The organism is Bacillus sp. RSS_NA_20 (assembly GCF_020165915.1).
In the GTDB taxonomy this organism is placed as follows: Bacteria; Bacillota; Bacilli; order Bacillales; family Bacillaceae; genus Bacillus; species Bacillus altitudinis.
The window spans coordinates 741,956-766,009 of the sequence record NZ_JAIUKW010000005.1 but is presented as its reverse complement, the minus strand read 5'-3'; the positions used below and the strand labels follow the sequence as shown (position 1 = coordinate 766,009).

26 protein-coding genes are annotated in these 24,054 nt (G+C 40.7%); 17 read left to right on the top strand and 9 right to left on the bottom strand.

Features of this window, described 5'->3' with window-relative positions:
• Positions 1–11 precede the first annotated feature (11 nt).
• From LCD32_RS09325 to LCD32_RS09315, 3 genes are all read left to right on the top strand, one after another.
• Entirely contained in the window at positions 12–329 is a 318-nt protein-coding gene (locus tag LCD32_RS09325; protein WP_007500756.1) for a YodL domain-containing protein, read from the top strand.
• A 110-nt stretch (positions 330–439) separates the two neighbouring features.
• Entirely contained in the window at positions 440–1,135 is a 696-nt protein-coding gene (deoD, locus tag LCD32_RS09320; protein WP_007500754.1) for a purine-nucleoside phosphorylase, read from the top strand.
• 68 nt (positions 1,136–1,203) lie between these two features.
• Positions 1,204–2,034 carry a D-alanyl-D-alanine carboxypeptidase family protein gene (locus LCD32_RS09315; RefSeq protein ID WP_007500752.1) on the top strand — a complete coding sequence of 277 codons (831 nt, stop codon included), beginning with the start codon at positions 1,204–1,206 and terminating at the stop codon, positions 2,032–2,034.
• Between the two features lie 49 nt (positions 2,035–2,083).
• On the opposite strand, the gene LCD32_RS09310 is transcribed toward LCD32_RS09315, so the two are convergent.
• Positions 2,084–2,347 (bottom strand): hypothetical protein, encoded by a 264-nt coding sequence (locus LCD32_RS09310; protein ID WP_017359682.1) that lies wholly within the window; start codon positions 2,345–2,347, stop codon positions 2,084–2,086.
• A 92-nt stretch (positions 2,348–2,439) separates the two neighbouring features.
• Entirely contained in the window at positions 2,440–3,138 is a 699-nt protein-coding gene (locus tag LCD32_RS09305; RefSeq protein ID WP_035703277.1) for a class I SAM-dependent methyltransferase, read from the bottom strand.
• A 151-nt stretch (positions 3,139–3,289) separates the two neighbouring features.
• Between LCD32_RS09305 and LCD32_RS09300 the strand changes: the two genes are divergently transcribed.
• Positions 3,290–4,675, top strand: coding sequence for a S41 family peptidase (locus LCD32_RS09300; RefSeq protein ID WP_008346456.1), 1,386 nt, complete (start codon positions 3,290–3,292; stop codon positions 4,673–4,675).
• A gap of 245 nt (positions 4,676–4,920) precedes the next feature.
• On the opposite strand, the gene LCD32_RS09295 is transcribed toward LCD32_RS09300, so the two are convergent.
• The 3 genes from LCD32_RS09295 to LCD32_RS09285 form a co-directional block, all read right to left on the bottom strand.
• On the bottom strand, positions 4,921–6,414 hold the full coding sequence (locus LCD32_RS09295; RefSeq protein ID WP_224563660.1) for a sodium:solute symporter: 1,494 nt from the start codon (positions 6,412–6,414) through the stop codon (positions 4,921–4,923).
• The gene (locus LCD32_RS09290) at positions 6,399–6,617 is read right to left on the bottom strand and encodes a DUF3311 domain-containing protein (RefSeq protein WP_224563658.1); all 219 of its coding nucleotides are present in this window, start codon (positions 6,615–6,617) and stop codon (positions 6,399–6,401) included. Before LCD32_RS09290 ends, LCD32_RS09295 begins: the two co-directional genes overlap by 16 nt.
• A gap of 237 nt (positions 6,618–6,854) precedes the next feature.
• Positions 6,855–7,472 carry a nitroreductase family protein gene (locus LCD32_RS09285; protein WP_035703274.1) on the bottom strand — a complete coding sequence of 206 codons (618 nt, stop codon included), beginning with the start codon at positions 7,470–7,472 and terminating at the stop codon, positions 6,855–6,857.
• Positions 7,473–7,613: 141 nt separating this feature from the next.
• On the opposite strand from LCD32_RS09285, the gene LCD32_RS09280 reads away from it, so the two are divergent.
• Together LCD32_RS09280 and LCD32_RS09275 are read left to right on the top strand one after the other, a co-directional pair.
• Complete coding sequence (locus LCD32_RS09280; RefSeq protein WP_017359678.1) at positions 7,614–7,946, top strand: winged helix-turn-helix transcriptional regulator; 333 nt, start codon at positions 7,614–7,616, stop codon at positions 7,944–7,946.
• Between the two features lie 75 nt (positions 7,947–8,021).
• Positions 8,022–8,240, top strand: a complete 219-nt coding sequence (locus tag LCD32_RS09275; RefSeq protein ID WP_003215921.1) for a hypothetical protein — start codon at positions 8,022–8,024, stop codon at positions 8,238–8,240.
• A 40-nt stretch (positions 8,241–8,280) separates the two neighbouring features.
• Here LCD32_RS09275 and LCD32_RS09270 read toward each other — a convergent pair whose 3' ends face one another.
• Entirely contained in the window at positions 8,281–8,754 is a 474-nt protein-coding gene (locus LCD32_RS09270) for a germination protein GerT (protein ID WP_008346468.1), read from the bottom strand.
• An 86-nt stretch (positions 8,755–8,840) separates the two neighbouring features.
• Between LCD32_RS09270 and rarD the strand changes: the two genes are divergently transcribed.
• The 4 genes from rarD (at position 8,841) to bshB2 (ending at position 11,142) form a co-directional block, all read left to right on the top strand.
• A complete protein-coding gene (rarD, locus tag LCD32_RS09265) occupies positions 8,841–9,752 on the top strand; it encodes an EamA family transporter RarD (protein ID WP_224563655.1) in 912 nt (303 codons plus the stop codon).
• Between the two features lie 78 nt (positions 9,753–9,830).
• Entirely contained in the window at positions 9,831–10,112 is a 282-nt protein-coding gene (locus LCD32_RS09260) for a hypothetical protein (protein ID WP_224563652.1), read from the top strand.
• Positions 10,109–10,459, top strand: coding sequence for a YojF family protein (locus tag LCD32_RS09255; protein ID WP_008346474.1), 351 nt, complete (start codon positions 10,109–10,111; stop codon positions 10,457–10,459). The genes LCD32_RS09260 and LCD32_RS09255 overlap by 4 nt, the downstream gene beginning before the upstream one ends.
• 17 nt (positions 10,460–10,476) lie before the next feature.
• On the top strand, positions 10,477–11,142 hold the full coding sequence (bshB2, locus tag LCD32_RS09250; RefSeq protein WP_007500738.1) for a bacillithiol biosynthesis deacetylase BshB2: 666 nt from the start codon (positions 10,477–10,479) through the stop codon (positions 11,140–11,142).
• Between the two features lie 21 nt (positions 11,143–11,163).
• Here bshB2 and LCD32_RS09245 read toward each other — a convergent pair whose 3' ends face one another.
• Together LCD32_RS09245 and LCD32_RS19250 are read right to left on the bottom strand one after the other, a co-directional pair.
• On the bottom strand, positions 11,164–12,531 hold the full coding sequence (locus tag LCD32_RS09245) for an MATE family efflux transporter (RefSeq protein ID WP_017359498.1): 1,368 nt from the start codon (positions 12,529–12,531) through the stop codon (positions 11,164–11,166).
• A 59-nt stretch (positions 12,532–12,590) separates the two neighbouring features.
• Positions 12,591–12,716, bottom strand: coding sequence for a hypothetical protein (locus tag LCD32_RS19250; RefSeq protein WP_003215647.1), 126 nt, complete (start codon positions 12,714–12,716; stop codon positions 12,591–12,593).
• 81 nt (positions 12,717–12,797) lie between these two features.
• On the opposite strand from LCD32_RS19250, the gene cdaS reads away from it, so the two are divergent.
• The 7 genes from cdaS to odhB all read left to right on the top strand — a co-directional run bounded on the left by cdaS (position 12,798) and on the right by odhB (position 23,040).
• Positions 12,798–13,424, top strand: coding sequence for a sporulation-specific diadenylate cyclase CdaS (gene cdaS / locus LCD32_RS09240; protein ID WP_224563649.1), 627 nt, complete (start codon positions 12,798–12,800; stop codon positions 13,422–13,424).
• Between the two features lie 402 nt (positions 13,425–13,826).
• Positions 13,827–15,158, top strand: coding sequence for a LysM peptidoglycan-binding domain-containing protein (locus LCD32_RS09235; protein ID WP_224563633.1), 1,332 nt, complete (start codon positions 13,827–13,829; stop codon positions 15,156–15,158).
• Positions 15,159–15,235: 77 nt separating this feature from the next.
• A complete protein-coding gene (locus tag LCD32_RS09230) occupies positions 15,236–15,814 on the top strand; it encodes a superoxide dismutase family protein (protein ID WP_008346485.1) in 579 nt (192 codons plus the stop codon).
• An 89-nt stretch (positions 15,815–15,903) separates the two neighbouring features.
• Positions 15,904–16,782, top strand: coding sequence for an ATP-binding protein (locus LCD32_RS09225; protein ID WP_017367449.1), 879 nt, complete (start codon positions 15,904–15,906; stop codon positions 16,780–16,782).
• An 11-nt stretch (positions 16,783–16,793) separates the two neighbouring features.
• Positions 16,794–18,710, top strand: coding sequence for a vWA domain-containing protein (locus LCD32_RS09220; RefSeq protein ID WP_135227102.1), 1,917 nt, complete (start codon positions 16,794–16,796; stop codon positions 18,708–18,710).
• Positions 18,711–18,934: 224 nt separating this feature from the next.
• The gene (gene sucA, locus LCD32_RS09215) at positions 18,935–21,769 is read left to right on the top strand and encodes a 2-oxoglutarate dehydrogenase E1 component (RefSeq protein ID WP_035391743.1); all 2,835 of its coding nucleotides are present in this window, start codon (positions 18,935–18,937) and stop codon (positions 21,767–21,769) included.
• 14 nt (positions 21,770–21,783) lie between these two features.
• Complete coding sequence (gene odhB, locus LCD32_RS09210) at positions 21,784–23,040, top strand: 2-oxoglutarate dehydrogenase complex dihydrolipoyllysine-residue succinyltransferase (protein WP_007500721.1); 1,257 nt, start codon at positions 21,784–21,786, stop codon at positions 23,038–23,040.
• A gap of 31 nt (positions 23,041–23,071) precedes the next feature.
• On the opposite strand, the gene LCD32_RS09205 is transcribed toward odhB, so the two are convergent.
• The gene (locus tag LCD32_RS09205; RefSeq protein ID WP_041091269.1) at positions 23,072–24,022 is read right to left on the bottom strand and encodes a bile acid:sodium symporter family protein; all 951 of its coding nucleotides are present in this window, start codon (positions 24,020–24,022) and stop codon (positions 23,072–23,074) included.
• Positions 24,023–24,054 lie beyond the last annotated feature (32 nt).

Here is a 24,054-nt window from a genome sequence, read left to right as displayed (position 1 = left end):
GAGGGATTTGAATGCAATTGACGTTGAGATTTTTTCAAAAGAAACCTTCAGCTTATCACTTAACCATTTATCAAACACCTGAATATGGTGCAGAAAGCGGACATCAGCCTGTGTACCGGACAAAGATTGGCGGCAGGACACACCTTGATGTACTAGAAAAAGCATTCTCGACATTTAATGTACAAGATACAGTCCCTAATGATTACAATGCACGGTTTATCACAACAGGGGATATCGTTGTGATTGATGACCAGAAAAAAGGGAAGTGCTACTACCAGCTCTTTCCGGCAGGATGGAAACGCAGTGAACGCCTAATGACGATGAGTTAAATATAAACGACGATGCCAGCTTTACTTTCAGCTGGTATTTTCTTTTTTGATCTCAATCGTTTATAATAAATGGGACTAAACACATGTTAAACGTAAGTGGAGGCTAAAAAATGAGTGTACATATTGGAGCAGAAAAAGGACAAATTGCAGAAACGGTATTGCTGCCAGGCGATCCGCTTCGTGCGAAATATATTGCAGATACATATTTAGAAGATGTTGTGTGCTATAACGAAGTGCGCGGCATGTATGGTTATACTGGAACATATAAAGGAAAACGCATTTCTGTACAAGGTACTGGAATGGGCGTACCGTCTATTTCGATTTATGTGAATGAGCTGATCCAAAGCTATGATGTTCAAAACTTAATCCGTGTTGGTTCTTGCGGAGCGATCAAAAAAGATGTCAATGTACGTGACGTCATCTTAGCTCAAACCTCATCAACAGATTCTCAAATGAACCGTGTGGCATTTGGACCGATTGATTACGCACCATGTGCTGATTTTGGTTTACTGAAAAAAGCCTACGACACAGCAGAAGCGAAAAATGTAGCTGTGCGTGTTGGGAATGTATTTACAGCAGACCAATTTTATAATGAAAAACCACTTGAGCTGATGGACCAATATGGAATTCTAGCGATCGAAATGGAGACAACGGCTCTTTATACGCTTGCTGCAAAATTTGGCAGAAAAGCGTTGTCGATTCTGACAGTGAGCGATCATGTGCTAACAGGAGAAGAAACAACTGCTGAAGAGCGTCAAACGACATTTGACGAAATGATCTTAATTGCACTAGATTCTGTTTTATAATAGTATAAAGGGTGTGCTACGATGTAGCGCATCTTTATTTTTTTAGTAGAGCAAAAGGAAGGTATGTCATGAAGAAAAGCTATAAAATACTCTCAATCGCATCGATTCTTGGTTTGACGGCCGCATTATCAGGCTGCCAGTTGCTGGATCAGAAAAGCGGTACCACTGAATCTAACAAAACAAACGAACAAAAGAACGCAGCAAGTTCATCATCCCAGCAAAACTCAAACGATACGGCAGATTCATCTAATCAAGAGCTGACGTTAAAGAGTGAATATTTCAATGACATCAAGGTAGTGAGCGGACTGAAGACCATTCAAAACCCTGAAAATGTGCTTGCTTTAGTGAACAAAGAATATGCACTGCCAGGAACCTATAAACCTTCTGATCTCGTTGTACCAAAAGTGGAATTCTCTTTTTCAGAGGATATTGAAAAACGATATATTCGAAAAGAAGCAGCGGAGGCACTTGCGAAGTTATTCAAAGGTGCTAAAAAGGAAAACTTTGAGCTTGCTGCAGTATCGGGCTATCGTTCCTATGATCGTCAAAAAGTCATTTTTGATAGTGAAGTGAAACTAAAAGGGAAAGAAAAAGCCCAAGAAGCCGTAGCCTTACCAGGCGAAAGTGAACATCAAACAGGTTTAGCTATGGATATTTCCTCAAAAAGTGCCGGCTTTGAAATCTCTGAAAAATTTGGTGAAACACCTGATGGTAAATGGGTAGCCAAAAACGCTTATAAATATGGCTTTATCATCCGTTATCCAAAAGGGAAAGAAGACATCACGAAATATGAATATGAGCCGTGGCACTTGCGCTATGTAGGGAAAGAAGCTGCAAAAGCGATGCACGATCATGATTTAACATTCGAAGAGTATATGAACAAAGTGAAGAAAATATAAACAAATAAAAGGCCTCCCGAAGCTGGGAGGCCTTCTTTTATACGCCGTTTTAAAAAAAGAGCAAACCTGCTAATGCGAAGCCGGTAATAAAACCGAGTCCAATGCCATAAGCTGGACCCCAGCCATAATAGCCTCCGTAATAACCTCCGTAATAGCCAAAGCCTAAGCCCCTGCGGGACCCGCCGACTGGTCGGATATAAACTTTGCGGTTTGACACCCGCTCAATACGTCCAACATGTACTCTGCCATTTCGATCAGTAATTCTAGCTACTTTCCCCATATGCTGCTGACAAAGTTTATAGTAGCGCTCCATGTTTTTCCTCCTTATGACAAACTCTTTTCACTCTTATCCTATGCGAAAGACTTCATAGAGTTTGGACAAAACATATAGGAGATTCGCTCATTTTATACTGTACATTCAAATACAAGGTGACTCAGATGTTCTCGGTGTGTTTGAATCAGGTCATAGTGTGTCTGTAATGTATCATAAAGAGAAGGTGGTATTTGATCTGATAATTCCATTTCGGTCGGCTCTTCCTGCACCATGTGTTCATCAAATGAGAGAATCTGAATGTCACGGAATCCTGCGGACGCTAACTGTTTTTTCCATTCAGGAAATGAAAAGAGGGAGTGAAACCCATAAAACTCCCGAATGGTTGCCTGTTCTTTTGAGGGGAGCGGCACTTTTAACACAGCCTCATTTGCGATCAATTGTTTTCCAGGAGCAAGCACCCGTTTGATCTCAGCAAGCGCAGCAGGTAAATGGGTGAAACTTAAAACAGATTCACTGATCAGTAGAGAGAACGAGTCATCTGAAAATGGCAGGTGTTCGATCGATGCTTGCTGTGCACGGAAAGGTAGTTGTTCCCGCTCGAATCGCAGATTGGCTTTTTCAATCATCAAAGGGTGTGTATCAATCGCCTCTACTTCATAACCTAAATGTCCTAGATAGGCGGCTGTTTGTCCTGTGCCGCATCCAACATCCAGTATACGATCGTCAGACGCCAAGTGAAGATGCTCAATCATCGTTTTTGTTAGCTCAATTCCGCCAGGATGGGCACCTGATACACCAAAATAGGCAAGCATTTCTACATAGTCACTCATGGAATCCCTTCTTTCTTTATCATGTTTCTCTCTAAAGATTATGCATTGCAAGGCGAAATGGCTTATCTTTTCAAATAGAAGTTTGATCCTTTGGTTGACGGATGAAGAATCGTCCTTGATAATAATGAAAGGAGATAAAGGTGGTGTTTTTTTGAAAAAACAATTCAAGTTCGTGATAGCCATTCTGGTGACAGCAGCGCTTTCCTCAGCGATTACATTTGTGATCACAAAACAAGGTGCTGTCAGCGTTTCAGGAGATGAGAAGTTTAGTAAACTCATGGCTGCATATACGAAGGTAAAAAACGAGTATTACGAAAAAACGGATGATCAAAAACTAGTAGACGGTGCGATTCAAGGAATGATTGCATCACTTGATGATCCATACTCTACATATATGGATCAGGAGGAAGCCGAAGGATTTAACAACACGATTTCATCTTCATTTGAAGGAATTGGTGCACAAGTAGAAGAGAAGGATGGACAAATTTTAATTGTCGCACCGATTAAAGGCTCTCCTGCTGAAAAAGCTGGTTTGAAACCTCATGATCGTATTTTAAAAGTGGATAGTAAAAGTACAAAAGGCATGTCAGTGAATAAAGCCGTTTCTCTTATCAGAGGGAAAAAAGGAACGGATGTCAAACTGCATTTGAACCGACAAGGTGTTGGAAATGTGGATGTGACGATCACAAGAGATACGATTCCACTTGAAACGGTGTATGCAAAACTAACAAAAGATAAAATAGGTGAAATCCAAATCACTTCTTTTGCTGAAACCACGTCTAAAGAGTTAGATAAAGCGATTGATGACCTCGAGAAAAAAGGGGCAAAAGGTTTTGTCATTGATCTGAGAGATAATCCAGGCGGTATTATGACAGAAGCAATTGAAATGAGCAATGACTTTATCGATAAAGGAAAAGTCATTATGCAGGTTGAGGAAAAAGGAAAGAAACAAGTGTACAAAGCGGAAAAAGAACGCAAAGTTCATCAGCCGACAGTTGTTCTTGTAAACGGCGGTTCAGCGAGTGCTGCTGAAATCATGGCGGCAGCTCTGCACCAATCCTCTAGCATTCAACTTGTTGGAGAAAAGACATTTGGTAAAGGGACTGTTCAAAATGCGCAAAGCTACAATGATGGCTCTAGTGTGAAATTAACCATTGCCAAGTGGCTGACACCAGACGGGTCTTGGATTCACAAAAAAGGAATTGAGCCACAGGTGAAAGCATCTCTGCCGAGTTATGCGAAGCTGCCATACTTAAGTCCGAAAAAGACGTATCAACTGAATGATGATGGAGATGAAGTCAAAGCGGCTCAAAAAATGTTCCAAGCGCTTGGCTACAAAGCAAAAGCCAATGGAGAATATGATCAAGCATTCCAGTCGATCGTGAAAAGTTTCCAATCAGATCACGATCTAAAGGCTGATGGTATTCTGACAGGGGACACAACGACGGTACTGATGACAAACATCCAAGATAAGCTCAAGAAAAATGACACGCAAATGAAAAAAGCCATTGAAGTGTTGAAAAAAGAAATGAAATAGAAAAAGCAGTCCTCATCAGGGGACTGCTTCAAATTGTTGACAAAGGGCTAAAATGAACTTTATTTTAGCCCTTTGTCTTCTTTTCAGCTCAGCGTGATAGAAAACCTTTGAAGTCTAGGAAGGACGAGTACTGGAGCGGAGCGAATTTGACATTCGTGAGCACCAGCACGCAGGACTGACAAAGAATGCGAGGGTTTGTCTACACGCTGAAGCAGTCCTTATCAGGGGACTGCTTTTTTCTTGTGTTACGCTTTGTTAGCCACAGGTTCCGTTGTTTTACCATTCTTTTCAAACAAATCACTTGTCACAGAATTAGATGCGACATTCTTCTGGAAGAATGGATTCAATATCAAGATGACCACAACGTTTGCTAGTAAGCCGAGAAAGCCTTCATAAAGGCCGAATGTCATTTGTGTCATATTCGCTGTAAAGGTCACGATAATTCCTACGATGAGCCCTGCGATCGTTGCTTCTCTAGATTGTTTTTTCCAGAATAAGCTGATGGCAATGGCTGGGAAAATTTGAACCATTCCAGAAACACCGATCAGCTGAAGCGTGACAAGCGCAGTCGGGAACAGCATACCGAATAAAAGAGCCAGCCCAATAACGATAAATACCATTGAACGAGTGATCATGGTCAATCTTTTAGGTGACACATTTGGATGGATTAAATCACGGTACAAATTATTGGCAAATAAATTCGATGCCCCAATGGCCATGATCGAACATGGAATGAGAGAAGCAAGTGCAATCGTTGAATACGCAAGCCCCTGCATCACGCCGCCATATGACGTCTGTATTAAATGAAGAAGAGCAAATCTTGGATTTGTATCTTCCGGTAAGACTAAAAAGGCAATGAAGCCAAGGAAGATGACCAAAATCAATACAATGTTGTAAAGAGGTAAAAACATACTGTTTTTACGGATGGCATCTGCGCTTTTTGCAGTGAAAACGCCAGTTGCTGCATGTGCCCACATAAATAATGCGAGTGCAGAAACACCTGATGCGGTAATAAACCACAAAATGCCTTTAGGCCCGCCTTCAGGAATCGTCAGAAGCTGTGGGGCTTCCTTAGCTAACGTATTCATCATTGGGGTCCAGCCGTTAAAATGAATAATCGGGAGGGAAACGACCATAAAGAGCATGATCACCCAAACAAGAATATCTTTAATAATGGCTGTATATGTAGGACCTTTAATACCACTGAAAAATGTATAAAGTGCAACTAAAATAAATGAAATTATAACAACTGCATTCACATTAATATAACTCGTTCCAGCGACAGTTAACGTATCTTGAATCCCGCTGAGCTGAAGACAAATGTATGGAATGAGCATGAGTACACCAACAATGGCAATCAAACTGGATAACAGTTTACTGTCAAATCGTTCACGTGCATAATCAGCAAGTGTTGTCAGCTTGTGATTTTTTGCAACCGTCCAAAGTTTTGGTAAGAAGAAATATGCAATAAAATAAGCAAGAACTGAATAGGGGATAGCGAAAAAAGCAACACTTCCCGCTGTATAAGCTGTACTTGTGAGCCCTAAAAAGGTATAAGCAGTATATAAGTCTGCGCCAACAAGGAACCAGACGAGAAGCCCACCAAATTTTCTCCCGCCAACAGACCATTCTTCGACTGATTGTCTTGATGATTTATCACGACCAGCGGCAAAACCGATGATCACGACGATGAAAATGATACTTGCAGTAATCAATAAAGCTGTTAAGTTTCCTTGCATTCGTCAGTTCCTCCATTTGAATGTTGCATCCTGTAAATGATAAATGTGCAAACGGGTGTGAGTACAATCCATAGTAAGAGCCAGAAGTGGAAAAAAGGTATCCCGATGACAAATGGATGAATACGATTCACAAAGGGGAGCAGTGCAAGCTGTCCTATGAATGGAATCGCGATGAGTAGCGCCAGTATCAGTTTTTTGTTCATGTTTTCCTCCTCTAATATTTTGTAATTTCATAATAATAGCAGTTGTCAGATTAGATCACAAGACCATTTTCAGAAAAAACAATCATTTTTATGAATATCATACTAATATAACGCTTTCATTTTTAAAAAGAGGTAAATAGTGAAGAATGAGAAAGGAAGACTTAAAAATAAGTATGGAAAAATAATATTTAGAGCAAATAAAAAAGCCCCAGCATGACGCTGAGACTGTGCCGTTTTTTATAGGAAATCAGATACTTCTTCGATGTCAAAACGATTGCTTTTGTGAGCTTCTTTTGCTGCTTTGCCGACAGAAATCAACATCACTGGTTCGTATCGACCGCTCACATTGAATTCTTTCACGTACGCTTCTTTGCTGAAACCGCCCATTGCGCATGTATCATATCCCATTGCTTTCGCCGCAATCATTAATTGCATAGCAGCTAACGAAGCGTTTGAATAAGCAGCTTCACGTGCATATTGCTCGCTTTGGTAAGCACCATTAATTTGCGTCATCAATGTTTCTTTAATATCTTCTGTGATGAAACCTTGTTCTGCTAGCTCACTGTAGATTTTTTCACCATTTAGATTGGCTTCAAGGTCACCAAGCACTGCAATCACAGCTGATGCTTGTGAGACTTGTTTTTGATTATAAGCAATTGGAAGAAGTTTTGCTTTTGATTCAGCACTATGGAAAACAGTGAAATGCCAATGCTGAAGGTTCCAAGCAGATGGTGCTTTTGTTGTGATATCAAGAAGCTCTGTTAACTCTTCTTTTGTCATTTCATGAGTTGTATCATACTCTTTTACTGAAGCTCTTTCTTTTAAAATGTCAATCGTTTTTTGATCGCTCGCCATATGGATATTTCCTCCCGTTTTTGCAAATAGTATGGTACAATAAATAAAAAAGTGAGAAACTTACTTATTGTAACTAGAGATATATTTTAAATTGTACACCGTTAGTTTGTCAAACGATTATGAAAAGAAAGGCTGAAATATATGGAATTTCAATTATGTCCAAACATTCAGCAAGCTTTTTTGCTTCTTGGCAAAAGGTGGAATGGTCTCATCATTCATGTATTGCTTGATGGTCCGAAGCGGTTTAAAGACCTGACGGACATTATTCCATCCATCAGTCAAAAAATGCTCGCAGAACGCTTAAAAGAGCTTGAGCAAGAAGGAATCATAAAGCGCACTGTACTTCCTGAAACGCCAGTCAAAGTCATCTATTGTCTAACCGAAAAAGGGAGTGCATTACATGGTGTGTTCGGAGAAGTATCGCGCTGGGCAGGGGAGTATGCTGGATCTCATGAAAAAAAGGAGCAAGCCTAGTTTTAGGTTTGCCCAAACGTTTTGTCTCCTAATGAATATGCTGATATTAGGCACATGACAAAGGAGGAGAAAAGCATGTACCCTCATACTCCGTATTTTCGAGGCGGTGCCCCTGGCATTCCGCCATATGAATCTAGAGTCCCTTTGTTTTTTGGTTTTGGCGCTCCTTTAGTCGGCGGACTGCTTGGCGGATTTCTAGGAAGTGCGATTTTTAATTATCCTCGTCCATATTACCCGCCACCACCACCGCCTGTTCCACCACCTTATGGCGGCGGATATCCACCATATTATTAAGAAAAAAGAGTAAGCCTGCTTCCATTTCAAAGCAGGCTTTTTATAATGGAATATCAATTTCAGAAATGCCTGGATCATCATGCTTTAAAAACATAATTTCTAAAATACCATCTTGATACGAAGCCTTCGTTCCTTTTCTTTTCACAGCAGCAGGCAGGACAACCTTCTTTTGTTTATTCTCTTCAGGAAAATGATCAATAAACAGCAGATTGGCTGTATGTTTGATTTTTACTTTTTCTGTATTCGGACGATCGAGCTCTATTTTGACAAACACGTGATCTGTCGTCTCAAATACTTCAACATTCGGCTCTTTCTTTTTTTTATCGTCTGTCTCTCTTTCTTTCTGCTTCTGAGACAGCGGATCCTGAAAGGGGAATTGAGCAGAATAATTGGAGCCGAAAACACTTTCCATGACTTGATTGACATATTGCTCAACGTCTTTAGGATCTGAATTTTTTAACGCTTCTTTTGAAAATTGCTTTTGAAAAGGGAATAATCGGTTCCAGTCAAACATGCAAATCATCCTTTCTAAATGCCCTGAATTAGTATATGCCCATAAAGTGATGTGCGTGCTATAATATACGATAGGTTTAGAAAGGAATGGTTAGATTGAACGAACAACAATCAAAAGGTGTCTTATATACGGCTGCATCTTTTACATTATGGGGGTTGTTCCCATTATATTGGAAACTGATGGAGCATATTTCGTCAGGCGAAATTTTAGCGCACAGAATCGTATGGTCCTTTGTTTTTATGTGCGGTATTCTTTTATATTTAAAGCAAGTCCGTCCAGCGATGCAGACTGTGAAAGGTCTGATGATAGATGGAAAAGCACTTTTTTCATTACTTTTATCGGCAATTTTAATTTCGGTCAACTGGTATGTATACATTTGGGCGGTAAATCACGATCTGATGCTGGAAGCGAGTTTAGGGTATTATATTAATCCGCTTGTATCAGTTTTACTAGGCATCATTTTCTTAAAAGAACGACTGAATAAAATGCAAACCACCGCCATTCTCATTGCCGCAGCTGGGGTCATCATCTCAACTGTTCAGTACGGCTCATTTCCTGTCGTGGCTTTCGTATTGGCTTTTAGTTTTGGGTTTTATGGACTGATTAAAAAAAGGATGAGTTTTACGAGTGCCATTGGATTAACCATTGAAACACTGCTTCTTGCACCAGCTGCGCTTGTTTACTTATTCTTTTTCTTAAAAGAACCTGTCGTCACAATGAATCCGAGCAGCTTCGGCTCTCTTGGGCTATTATTTTTTGCAGGTGTCTTTACAGCTGTACCGCTTCTTTTATTTGCTGAAGGGGCCAAAAGAATTCCTTTATACCAAGTTGGTATTTTGCAGTATATTGCACCGACCATTACACTCTTTTTGGGGCTGTTTGTGTATCACGAACACTTATCTGCAGCAAAAATCGTGACATTCCTCTGTATTTGGGTGGCGATTTTACTATTTACAACCTCTCAACTGCGAATGAAAAAAACAGCGAATTCTCATTAAAGAGACGAAGCAGTTTGCTTTTTTTTGCAGGCGGATCATGTCATAATAAGTTGTTACCAAAACTGTAGAGGTGATTACATGTCATCAGTCGATGAGCTTGCACACGCTTATCAATCTTTATGGAAAAATCGGCAGCTTGATGTAGTGGATATGACTTCATTACACGAGTCGATACGAGATGATTTGCTTGATGCACGCACCCATCCTCGCGCAAGAAAGTCATTACATCAAAAGTATGTACTCGCTGTGGAAAGAATTTTAGAAAGTGCTATTGAGCAGGGTCATCAACTACAGTTGATCAGCTTACATACGAAAAAGCTGCGAGAACTAATTCAAAATGAAGGAAGGAACCACTCATGAAACCAATTCAAACGGAAGATGTCACAGCACATCTTGAATCGTTTTTAAATCGGCCAGTCTTCGTTCATCTTGAAACGACAACTGGTTCTTATTCAGCTCATGTGAATGAGCAAAATATGACGGTCGTGGCGTATATCCGCAACGCAAAAGTTGTCTATTCACAGGCAAAAATTAAAGGACAAGGTCCATACCGTGTCGGGATGAAAACAGAAGATGGCTGGATTTACGCAGAAGGTTTAACCGATTACGTGTTTGATGAACAAGGCCGCCTGCTGTTAGCAGGACACCTGCCAGACGGAAAACTAGCGATCTCATTACAAATTAGTGAAACACCATTTCAGGTGTAGGAGAGAGGGGAACAGTGATGAACGAACATGTACTTGTGATGCTGCCTCACCCCGACGATGAATCCTTCGGGGTCGCAGGGCTCATCGCGCAAAGTAGAAAACGTGGAATTCCAGTGACGTATGCATGCGGGACACTTGGAGAAATGGGAAGAAATATGGGAAGTCCAACTTATGCTAACCGTGAGACACTTCCTGAATTAAGAAAACAGGAATTAATCAATGCATGTAAAGAAATGGATGTCACAGACTTGCGAATGCTTGGTCTTCGAGATAAAACGTTGGAATTTGAAGATGATGAGTATTTAGCGGATGTGATGGAACGCATAATTGATGAAGTGAAACCAACTCTTATTGTCACGTTTTATCCAGGTCATGGCGTACACCCTGATCATGATGCGACAGGTGAAGCGGTCATTCGTGCTCTATACCGCAAGAAAAAAGAAGACCGTCCTGTCACATACTGCATGGCCATTACGAAAAATCGAGAAGAAGTGCTAGGAAATGCCGATATTGTGATTGATATTACGGATGTAGCCGATATCAAATTAAATGCACTAAGAGCGCATAGAACACAAACAGAAGGCATGCTAAGAGAGCTTGAACAAAAGCTGAAAAACAAAGAACCAGTCGTTCAAAAATGGTTTGATGAAGAAATTTTCTGGACGTATCAATGGAATGACTAAATGAAAGGCAGCTGACTGAAGTCAGCTGCCTTTTCCTGTTGTATCAGAATGCATACGTCTTTCAATCAACCTGAGACGAACAAATAGGACGATGGCACCTGCGGCAAGCCCAGTAATCAGCCCAACCCAATAACCAAACGCTCCAAATGAGGTATACGTGCCAATCAAGTAGCCAGCTGGAAGGCCGATGACCCAGTAAGAGACAAACGCAGCAATCAGTGTGTAATTCACATCTTTATAGCCGCGCAGAGCCCCTTGAATGGGTGCAGCGATCGCATCAGACAGCTGGAAAAAGATCGCATACATCAAAAAGTGCTGTGTCATTTGTAAAACAGCTGATTCAGTTGTATATAAACCAGCGATCTCAGGTCTAAATAACAAGATGAGTGCTGCAGTACATAATGAGAACAAAACAGCTGTTGCAATGCCAATATAGCTGTAGCTTTTTGCGTCTTTATACCGCATGGCACCGGCTTCAAAACCTACAACAATCGTTAAAGCCATTGAGATACTAAGCGGCAGGATATATAAAATAGAAGCAAAGTTCATCGCTGCTTGGTGACTGGCGATTGTCACGGTATCAAAGTGACCCATTAAGAGCGTGACAGCTGCAAAAATACTTGTTTCAAAAAAGATCGCAAACCCAATAGGGATACCGATTTTCAGTATTTGACCCATTCGGGAGACGTTAAAACGAGGTAATGTCTGAAACAACCGAAAGGATGCAAACGGTTCGGCTTTGATGACAATACAAATACTCATGATGAAAATCGCCCAATACGTCAGCGCAGATGCAAGACCAGCCCCTGCACCGCCAAGCTTTGGAAACCCAAAGTTTCCAAAAATAAAGAGATAATTTAAAACAAAATTAATAGGAAGTGCGGTTAACGTAATGAACATCGTCACACGTGTTTTTCCTAATGCATCAATGAACGATCTCATGACTGAATAACCAAAAAGCGGGATGATCCCAATAGCAAGGAAGCTGAGAAAATGACGGGCAATAGTTTCTACGGATGGTTCAAGCCCAAGTCTCCCTAAAATAAACGGAACACACAACGATCCAATAACAATCACCACGATACTTAAAAGAAAAGATAAATAAATGGCCTGGAAGACTGCACGAGGAACGTCTTCCCTGCGGCCGCCACCCATCAGCTGAGCCACAATAGGGGTAACAGCCATTAATATACCAGCAAGACCAGTATAAACAGGTGTCCAAATGCTCGAACCGATCGCTACACCTGCCAGGTCTTCTGCACTCACTTTTCCAGACATCACCGTGTCTAAAAATGTGATAAGCGAAAGACCTGCTTGTGTAATTAAAATCGGAATCAATATGGTTAAAAATTGTGACAGCTTTGCTCGAATACTATTCGTTTCTCTCATCATAAGTTCCTCTCTGAACAGAAATAACGAGAGGAATTATATCACGCTATGTAAAAAAATCAATTCTCCGTCGGATTATTTTTCTTTGAGGGCTTCGTTTTTTTGAACATTTGGGCATAAATAAAAGAAAGACTGACAACACCTAAAATGCTGCAAGCATATTGAATCACTTTTTGAATGGTCATATTGAATTCACCTCCATACAAATAGAATGTGCACAATTTGTTATTTTATGACACAAGCGAAAGAAGGAGGGACATGGTGAGATGATCAATCGCACAAATGAAGAAGCGATGTTTAAGATAGAAATGAAATCTCATTTAATGCAAATTATGATGGATGCAAGGAAAATCGTCGATTCACTTGACCAGACGGAACAATGCCTTCTTTGTGAACTCGAATCATTGCATGATCAGTTTAATGAAATGCATGCAGAGGCTTCCTCATTTTATTTACAAGCATATATGGAAGAATTCACACCAGGTTTTGCTCAATTTTCTTTAGCCATTGAGAACTTATCAAAACAAAAGCATGGCGCACTGATTGTGATTCAAAGGAGAGATGAGGTAGAGGATTATATACAAAAAGGGACAAACCTCCATGCGAAAATTAGCGCATCATTAATAGAAAGCATTTTCTATCCTGGAAACCCACTTCATGATGGCGCCCTTTTAGTAAAAGAAAACACGCTTGTTTCCGCTGCAAACGTCCTACCGCTCACCTCAAAAAAAGTCAGCCCTTCTCTAGGCACAAGACACCGGGCAGCCATTGGACTTTCTGGCATGACCGATGCCCTTGTTCTTGTGGTATCAGAAGAAACAGGGAAAATGTCGTTTGCGAAAGAAGGCGTCCTTTATCCGTTAACTGTAAAAGATCAAGAAATCAGAAAGTAAACATGAACACAGCATTCTTCATTGGGAAGGGTGCTTTTTTTATTGAGGAGAAAAAACAGGCAATTAAGTAAAAAGTCATTTGATACAGAAAAATTTGTCATGTAGAATAGAACTATGAAACTAGCAACGTGCTTGTTTTGACAAATTTCTAAACGTCAACTTAAAAATTCCTTAAAAATTGTTTATAAATACAGCAAACAGCCGATAGAAACGATATGGCTTTGTTTTAGCATTTTGAGTTTGCTGCTCTAACCTATTTAGTATTGCCCAACGTCTTCATGTCGAGTAATATAATAGAAATAAAGATAAAATAGTGCAAGAGAAGCAGAACCATTAAATGCTAAACTCAAAACTAGTACATAAGTCTTACGGTACGAAATCATGAAAGGCGGAGATTTATCTATGAAGAAAAAAGTAGTAACCGGCCTCACAGTTTCAGCGATCGCAGGCTCAGCTGTTATTGCTGCACCGGCAGAAGCACAGACGATCAAGGTGAAAAGCGGTGACTCACTTTGGAAGATTGCCGAACAGTACAACACAAGTATTTCGGAACTTCAATCTCTTAATCAATTAAAAACGACGATGATTTTTGCAGGACAAAGCTTAAAGATTCCTGGTGCAAAAAGTTCAAAATCCAGCTCATCAACAAGTTCAAAAGCAACGAAATCAAGTGCTTCAACAACATCTAGCTATACAGTCAAGCTTGGGGATTCATTATGGCTGATTGCGAAGAATCACAAAATGTCAGTTGCAAGTTTGAAAAGTTTGAACAGCTTAAACAGTGACCTCATTCGTCCTGGACAAAAGCTGAAAGTGTCTGGAACGACGAAAACGAGCGGCAGCCAGTCCACAAATTCAAACTCAACATCTAATTCTAGCTCAAGTAACAAATCAACGAATTCTAATAGTTCGTCGTCAGCATCTAGTACATATAAAGTGAAATTAGGCGATTCACTTTGGAAAATTGCCAATTCGTTAAATATGTCGATTGGTGAAATTAAAACATTGAACTCGCTAAAATCTGATACGATTTATCCAAATCAAGTATTGAAGGTAAAAGGAACGGTGACGTCAAAACCAAGTCAGCCGAAAGCACCTGCTCAACCTAGCACGCCATCAAACAGCAATCAGTCTTCAAGTAGTAAAACCACATCTTATACGGTTAAATCAGGTGATTCATTATGGAAAATTGCGAATCAGTTTAAGGTGCAGGTTCAATCAATCCGCACAACAAACAGCTTGAAAAGTGATGTGCTGAGAATTGGACAAGTATTAAAAATCAACGGAACAGCTTCCGGTTCAACTGGATCTAATGGTTCTACGTCAAACGGTTCAACAACACCGGTCAACAATAATAAAAATGACGTTCCAATGAATGCCAAAATCACGACAATGATTCAAGAAGGTAAAAAACTCACAGGCATACCTTACAGATGGGGCGGCAATACACCAGCTGGATTTGATTGTAGCGGCTTTGTTTACTATCTCATTAATAAGGTTTCATCAGTATCTAGATTGAGTACAGCAGGATACTGGAATATGATGACGCCTGTCAGCACACCACAAGTTGGAGATTTTGTTTATTTCACAACGTACAAAGCAGGTCCTTCTCATATGGGACTATACCTAGGTGGAGGAGATTTCCTTCATGCAAGTGACAGCGGAGTAGGAATTTCAAACTTAAGCAATCCTTATTGGAAAAAAGCCTACCTAGGTGCGAAACGTTTCTTCTAAAAAAGCCGATTTTCGGCTTTTTTTGTTTGCCCGTTGCTGTGATTGTCCATACTGATAACAAAAGGGGGCAGTCATAAATGAAAAAGTCAGTGTGGATGATCATGATATGTTTGATCTTTACCGCATCAGCATGTCATGCACCGCCGAAAAAAGAAACGACAGAAGAAACAAGAGAAGTTGCCGCACCTAAACAAGCACCAGTCACAACGTCACTCATAAACGAAAGCGGGCAAAAAATAGGGAGCATTGAAATAAGAGAGTCCTCAGAAAATGGGCTGGATCTGCATGTGAAAGCGAAAGGACTGCCGCCAGGTCCTCACGGCTTTCATATTCATGAAACAGGAATATGTGAAACGCCAGATTTTGAAACGGCGGGGGCTCACTTTAATCCGACCCATAGAGAGCATGGCTTCGACAACCCAAAAGGGCATCATGCTGGAGATATGCCTAATTTAGAAGTAGGGGCAGATGGTCAAATTGACGTCGTTGTGAATGTTCCGAATGTGACGGTCAAAGGAGGCCCGAATCAATTGGTTGATCAAAACGGGCGAAGTTTCATCATCCATGCAGAAGCAGATGATTACTTAAGCAACCCTTCTGGCAACTCAGGGAAACGCATTGCTTGCGGAGCCATCACAAAAGAAATGGTAAAATAACAGAAGACGAACCTTTATGTATTGAGTGCATAAAGGTTTTTTTAGTATACTTGGTGAGGAAAATGATCGAAGAGAGGAATTAATCATATATGTTTAACCAACCATCACTCCCAGAAGAAATTCAAGCAATGATCGAAGCAAAAGGAAAAGTTCTCGAAGAAGAATTTCGTCCGCTTATCGGAACAGGCGGCTATGAATCACAAGATACGTCTATTATTCAAGATGCCATGATTGCACTTGCCCTAGGAAAAAATGTTCTGTTAAAAGGACCGACGGGCTCAGGTAAAACAAAACTAGCAGAAACTTTATCTGCGTTCTTTCAACAGCCGATGCACAGTGTAAACTGCTCAGTTGACCTTGATGCAGAAAGTCTTATTGGCTATAAAACCATCCATAATGATGGACAAGTTGCTTCTATAGAATTCATTGAAGGACCCGTTACAAAAGCAATGAAAAAAGGACACCTTTTATATATTGATGAAATCAACATGGCAAAACCAGAAACACTGCCTATTTTAAACGGTGTGCTTGATTACAGAAAAATGATGACAAACCCATTTACAGGTGAAGTTGTTAGAGCAGAAGAAGGTTTTGGCGTGATTGCAGCAATCAATGAGGGATATGTGGGGACAGTGCCGCTCAATGAAGCACTGAAAAACCGTTTTGTCGTCATTGAAGTTCCTTACATTGGCGGTGGCATTTTAAAAGAAGTACTGCACACTCAATCCGTATTAAAGGATGAGCGTTTAATCGATCAATTCGTACAGCTCTCATCAGATCTCATCGTCCAAGCACACAATGGACAGGTCAGTGAAGAAGCCGCATCCATTCGCGCACTGTTAGATACATGTGATCTTGCGCAATATATCCCGCCGCTTCGTGCAATTGAACGAGGAATTGTAGAGAAGCTAGAAGATGACCGGGAAAAAGCAGCGGTAAGAAATATCGCTCAAACATTATTCGAGTGAGGTTCTGACTTTTGAAATTCATCAAATTTAATGACAGCAGAATCGATTCATTTCTATTTATGGAATTAACGGATTTAGCCAAAACACTTGCCAAAAGTGATGATGTGGAGCTTGAATACGGTGTTCAATCGTACTATGAACCGTTTGAAAAGAAAATTTTCATCAGCCATTTTTGGGATGATCGTCATCAAGAGGATATGATGGCAGGCCTAAAAAGTGATGTGTTTCTGCGAGCAGTAGGGACAGTGTATAGCGATCTTACAGTATTTGAAGACATCATTTCCTATGCCCACACATTATCCATTCCTGATGTGTGCAAACAATTGTTTATGCTGTTTGAAGATATCCGCATTGAAGAGCGGATTAAACGTGACCGCCCAGGAACAAAAAAGGTATTTAAACGAAGAAGAGAGCTTTACAGACGTCACTTTAAAACACAATTAACGATTAACCAAGAGCGCAGTATTTTAACAGATGCACTCTTTTGTGCGATATACGTGAAGCTGACAGCCGAATCTCCGCTTGAAGAAATTCCACCCCTTCATGAGCGGATAGATCCAATGATTCCGTTTATTGAGTCAAGTCTTGAACGTGTATATGACGCACGCTCGACATCTGATATCGCCATCATTGTGAAGGAATTGACAGAAGGCTTCGATGAGCTCCTTGAAAAGGATATGCTGAACACATACTTTTTCTTCCCAGAATTGGACTATGAAAAAGCGGCAAAAGAACCGCTTTTCCATGACCTCAAAAGAAAGCCAAAATTAAGTGAGGATATAAAAGTCGATCGGGAAAAAGAGGGGGATGAAGACATCCATAATGAATATATGGAAGTATGGCATAGAGAAACGGAAGCACCATCTAAAAGTTTCCTTCAATTTGATTTAGAACACGGTGGTAAAAGCGACCTCGGTAAAGATGCAGCAAGAGAAGGTGACGATGGAGATCAGGCGCTTGGAACGGTTCAAGGTTCAGCCAAACAAACCCATCGAAAAGACTATTCAAAGCTTGAAGCACTAGAAGAGGCAGAAGGAGAAGAAAGCGGGGCAGATGCGCATGAGAATGGAAAAGAAAACAAATATGCGTTTCCAGTCATGATTTCACCAGAACCTCCTTCACCAGAGCAAATAGATGTGTACAAGCAGCACGCAAAGGCAATCGAGCCTTATCAGAAACGCTTAAAACAAATGATTCAAAAAACACTTGAGCATAAAAAATCATGGCCAAAAACAGATCTTCATGCAGGGCGTCTCAGTAAAAAGCTCATTCGTTATTTTACAGAGTCCAATCCTCGACTATTTTATAAAAAACAAGCGCCATCTTCTCAAATTGATGCTGTGTTCACTTTATTAGTTGACTGCTCTGCAAGTATGTTTGACAAAATGGATGAGACAAAAAAAGGGATTGTTCTGTTTCATGAAGCTTTAAAATCAGTGCAGGTACCTCATCAAATTGTAGGGTTCTGGGAAGATACAAATGACGCAACTGAAACAAGTCAGCCGAACTACTTTAACACCGTCGTATCGTTCAAAGATTCCTTATTTGACGCAGGACCATCCATTATGTCACTTGAGCCAGAAGAGGATAACCGGGATGGATATGCGATTCGCCAAATGACAAAAATGATTTTAAAACGAAGAGAAGAGCAAAAATTCCTCATTGTTTTCTCAGACGGAGAGCCGGCTGCATTCAGCTACGAACAAAATGGGATCGTGGATACACATGAAGCGGTTCTCGAAGCGAGAAAAAAGGGAATTGAAGTGATCAATGTGTTTTTATCCAATTCTCCGATTGAAGAGGCGCAGATGAAAACGATCCAAGATATGTATGGCAAGTTCAGCATTTTTGTACCGGATGTCGATACATTGCCAGATGTGCTCTATCCATTACTCAAGAAATTGCTGCATAAAAGCATTGGGGCATAAGGTTTTGCCCCTTTCTTTAAAATATTTTTCGGAATGATTTAAATTTTTTGTTTTTCTTTGAATTTTTTATCTTTAATTGAACAAAGAATGTAGAAAGTAATCCGAAACAGTGGTAGAATATGATTGGAAGCGTTTTATTACATAAATTTGGTCATTGTGTTCTGGAAGTTATATCGAGATAGTGTTCAATCACTTGATGATCAAAGTTGGGGGTAGTGTTCAAAATGTTTCAAAATGATGTGAAACAACCGTTGAGTTGGGAAGAATTTCATGGTCCGAACCTCGGCTACGTGCTCGAGCTCTACGATCAATATGTCCAGGATCCTACTAGTGTTGATGAAGACATAAGAGGCATATTTGATGAACTTGGTGCACCACCGAGTGAAATGAAGGAGGAAATTGGGAAAAAAGAAAATAGCGTAGTTACTTCTGAACAAATCCAAAAGATAGCATCAGTCGTTAAACTGGCAGAAGACATCAGAACGTATGGCCATTTAAATGCTTCCGTCAATCCTCTTCGCAAAGAAAAGGAATTACAAGAGCTGTTTCCATTAAAGGAATACGGTTTAACTGAAGAAGACGTTAAGAATATTCCAATATCAATTATTAGTCCAGATGCACCTAAACACATTTCAAACGGCATAGAAGCCATTAACCATTTGAGAAATACGTATAAGCGTACCATTTCATTTGAGTTTGATCACGTACATGACTTCGAAGAGCGCAACTGGCTCTCTAAATCTATTGAGTCTGGCGAATTATTTAAGAAAAAACCAGCAGATAAACTAGTTTCTGTACTCAAAAGATTAACAGAAGTCGAGCAATTTGAGCAGTTCCTTCACAAAACATTTGTTGGACAAAAGCGTTTTTCTATTGAAGGATTAGACGCACTTGTTCCAGTACTTGATGAAATTATATCCGAGTCTGTTACACAAGGGACTTCAAATATTAACATTGGAATGGCACATAGAGGCCGTTTAAATGTATTAGCACATGTGTTAGGAAAGCCATATGAGATCATTTTCTCGGAATTCCAGCATGCGCCTAATAAAGAGCTTGTACCATCAGAAGGCTCTATCGGCATCAGCTACGGATGGACAGGGGATGTAAAATATCATCTCGGTGCTGACCGCCAAATCAAAGATGAAGATACAAAGAGTGCAAGAGTCACACTTGCCAATAACCCAAGTCACTTGGAATTTATTGACCCGATTATTGAAGGAAGCACTCGTGCAGCTCAAGAATCGCGTACTCAAAAAGGCTATCCAGTTCAAGACGTTGAAAAAGCGTTAGCCATCTTAATTCATGGGGATGCTGCATTTCCTGGAGAGGGAATTGTCGCAGAAACATTAAATTTAAGTCAATTAGTTGGCTATCAAGTGGGGGGAACGATCCATATCATTGCCAACAATATGATTGGATTTACCACAGAAAGCAATGAATCTCGTTCAACAAAATACGCTAGTGACCTTGCAAAAGGTTTCGAGATTCCAATTGTTCACGTCAATGCAGACGATCCAGAAGCTTGTTTAGCAGCTGTTCAGCTGGCGGTAGAATACCGTAAACGGTTTAAAAAGGATTTCTTAATTGACTTGATTGGCTACCGCAGATATGGCCATAACGAAATGGATGAGCCATCTACTACTCAGCCAATGCTGTACGATGCGGTCAGAAAGCACAAAACGGTCAAGAATATCTTCGCAGATAAGCTTGTCACTGAGGGCCTTCTGTCAAAAGAACAAAGAGAAGAAATTGAGCAGGCTGTCACGGCAAAAATTGAAGAAGCTTATAAAAAAGTGCCTTCAAAGAAAGAACATACGATTCAAGAAATCGAACTGCCAGAGCCTGTATCTAACGGCTTCCCTGCAGTTGATACATCTGTAGAGTTTGATGTATTAAGAAAGCTGAATGAAGAATTAATTAGCTGGCCGAAAGACTTCCAAGTATTCGGTAAGCTAAAGCGGATCCTTGAAAAACGTGCAAAAGTGTTTACAGATGATCGCAAAGTGGAATGGTCACTTGGTGAAGCACTGGCATTTGCATCTATATTAAAAGACGGTACGCCGATTCGAATGACCGGACAGGATTCTGAGCGAGGCACATTTGCTCAAAGAAACCTTGTTCTTCACGACAGTCAAACGGGAGATGAATTCATTGCTCTTCATGAACTGAGTGATGCAAATGCATCATTTACAGTCCATAATAGTCCACTGTCAGAAGGCTCTGTCATCGGGTTTGAATATGGTTATAATGTCTATTCTCCTGAAACATTAGTGATTTGGGAAGCTCAATTTGGAGACTTCGCAAATGCGGCTCAAGTGTATTTTGATCAATTTATTTCAGCAGGCCGCGCCAAGTGGGGACAAAAGTCAGGGCTTGTGATGCTCTTGCCACATGGATATGAAGGACAAGGTCCAGAACATTCTAGTGGAAGAACAGAACGCTTCTTGCAATCAGCTGCTGAGAATAACTGGACAGTTGCGAACCTGACAAGTGCAGCTCAATACTTCCATATTCTTAGAAGACAGGCGAAAATGCTGCTTCGTGAAGAGATTCGTCCTCTTGTCATCATGACACCGAAGAGTCTGCTTCGAAACCCGAACACATTATCCGAAGTCCAAGAACTAACAGATGGACAGTTCCGTCCAGTTCTTGAACAGCCGGGCCTTGTGCATGATCATGAAAAAGTAACACGCCTTGTGCTATCGAGCGGGAAGGTATCGATCGATATTAGTGATCGTTTTACTCAAATGGAAGACTCAAAAGATTGGCTTCATATTGCGAGAGTGGAACAATTATATCCATTCCCAGCCAAAGATATTAAAGCCATTTTATCAAAACTGACGAACTTAGAAGAAATCGTATGGGTGCAAGAAGAACCGCAAAATATGGGCGCTTGGGGATATATTGAGCCATATTTACGTGAAATTGCATCTGAAAAAGTAAAAGTACGTTACATCGGCCGCAGAAGACGTTCAAGTACGGCTGAGGGTGATCCAACTGTTCATAAAAAAGAACAAGAACGAATTGTATCTGATAGCTTGACTCGCAAAAACTAAGGGGGAAATGAAAAATGGCGGAAATTAAAGTACCTGAACTAGCGGAATCAATCTCGGAAGGAACAATTGCTCAGTGGCTAAAACAGCCGGGCGATTATGTTGAGCAGGGGGAATACCTGTTAGAACTTGAAACAGATAAAGTCAATGTCGAATTGACAGCTGAAGAATCTGGTGTTCTAAAAGAAGTACTGAAAGATTCTGGTGACACTGTCCAAGTTGGAGAAGTCATCGGAACGATTGCAGCAGGTGAAGCTGGCGGAAGCGAGTCCGCAGCTCCAGCACCTGAGCAAGATTCTGCACCAGCTTCGAAAGAAGAACCAGCAGCTGAACAAAAAGAAGAGGCAGCAAAAGAAGAGCCGAAATCTGGTAATGGCAGAACGATCGCTTCTCCAGCAGCTAGAAAACTAGCAAGAGAGAAGGGGTTAGACTTATCTGAGATTCCAACCGCAGATCCGCTGGGCAGGGTACGAAAGCAGGATGTAGCTTCTTACCAAAAGAATGAAGCTCCTGCAAGTGCACCGAAAGCCGCGCCAAAAGCAAATGCTGCGGTGCAAAATGATCAAGCAGGGAAACCAGTTGAGCGTGAAAAAATGTCACGCCGCAGACAAACCATTGCAAAACGTTTAGTTGAAGTTCAACAAACGGCAGCGATGCTGACAACATTTAATGAAGTCGATATGACAGCTGTCATGGATCTAAGAAAGCGTCGCAAAGATGCCTTCCTTGAACAAAACGATGTGAAACTGGGCTTCATGTCCTTCTTCACAAAAGCAGTGGTAGCAGCACTTAAAAAATATCCACTTCTCAACGCAGAAATTCAAGGTGATGAGCTTGTCATTAAAAAATTCTATGACATCGGTATTGCTGTAGCCGCCAATGAAGGGCTTGTGGTACCAGTTGTCCGTGATGCAGACAGACTATCATTTGCAGGAATTGAAAAAGAAATCGGTCATCTTGCGAAAAAAGCAAGAGATAACAAATTATCGCTCAATGAATTACAAGGTGGATCATTCACGATCACAAACGGAGGAACATTTGGTTCTCTGCTTTCAACACCAATTTTAAACAGTCCTCAAGTTGGAATTTTAGGTATGCATAAAATTCAACTTCGTCCTGTTGCAATTGATGAAGAACGCTTTGAAAACCGTCCAATGATGTATTTAGCTCTTTCATACGACCATCGTATTGTCGATGGTAAAGAAGCTGTTGGGTTCCTTGTCACGATTAAAAATCTACTTGAAGATCCTGAACAGCTATTGCTTGAAGGATAATCGAAAGAAAAAGCTAGTACCGATGAGGGTACTAGCTTTTTTGGTCTTTATTTTCTGGGTAGCCTCTTTTTGACCAAAATGTTGCCAGCCAAGAGCCAGATAAATTATGCCATACGCTAAAAATGGCACTGGGGACGGCGGCAAGCGGAGAAAAATGTGCGGTCGCAAGGGCTGCGCCAAGTCCAGAGTTTTGCATCCCTACTTCTATTGAAATTGCTCGTTGAGAAGGAATGTCCATTTTACACCATTTTGCAATGAGGTAACCCAATAATAGACCAAGAGCATTATGTAAAACAACAACGGCAAAAATAAGCAGTCCAGATTGCAGAATCTGTTCTTTATTTGCACTGACAACAGCTGCAATGATGGCGACAATGCCAGTAACAGATACAAGTGGAAGTGCTTGTACAGCATACGTCACTTGTTTTTTAAAAAACAATTTGACGATGACACCTAAAATAATCGGAATTAAGACAACTTGGACAATCGACAAAAACAAAGCACCCGGTGATACAGATAACCAAGATTTTGCAAAAATATAAATAAAAACAGGGGTCAAAATGGGAGCAAGTAGTGTCGAGATCGTTGTCACGGCAAGGGATAAGGCCGTATTTCCTTTCGCCAAAAAGGTCATTACATTGGATGCAGTCCCGCCTGGACAGCAGCCGACGAGAATGACACCGACAGCGATTTCAGAAGGTAAATGTAACCCATAGGCCAATAAAAATGCTATGAGTGGCATCAGTGTATACTGCGCTAAAACCCCAATCAATACATAAAGAGGCTTTCTAAAAAGCTCTTTAAAATCTTCAGAAGACAGCGTCAGCCCCATGCCAAACATAATAATGCCCAGTAAAAAAGGGATATAAGGTCCAATCAAAGAAAATGCCGCAGGAAAAGTAAAACCTAGACAAGCAAAGACAATGACCCATATAGCGAATGTTCTTCCTGCAAAGTGACTAATGTGTAAAAGGGTGTTCATACTATCTTTCAACTCTCTTTCTTTTCATATCT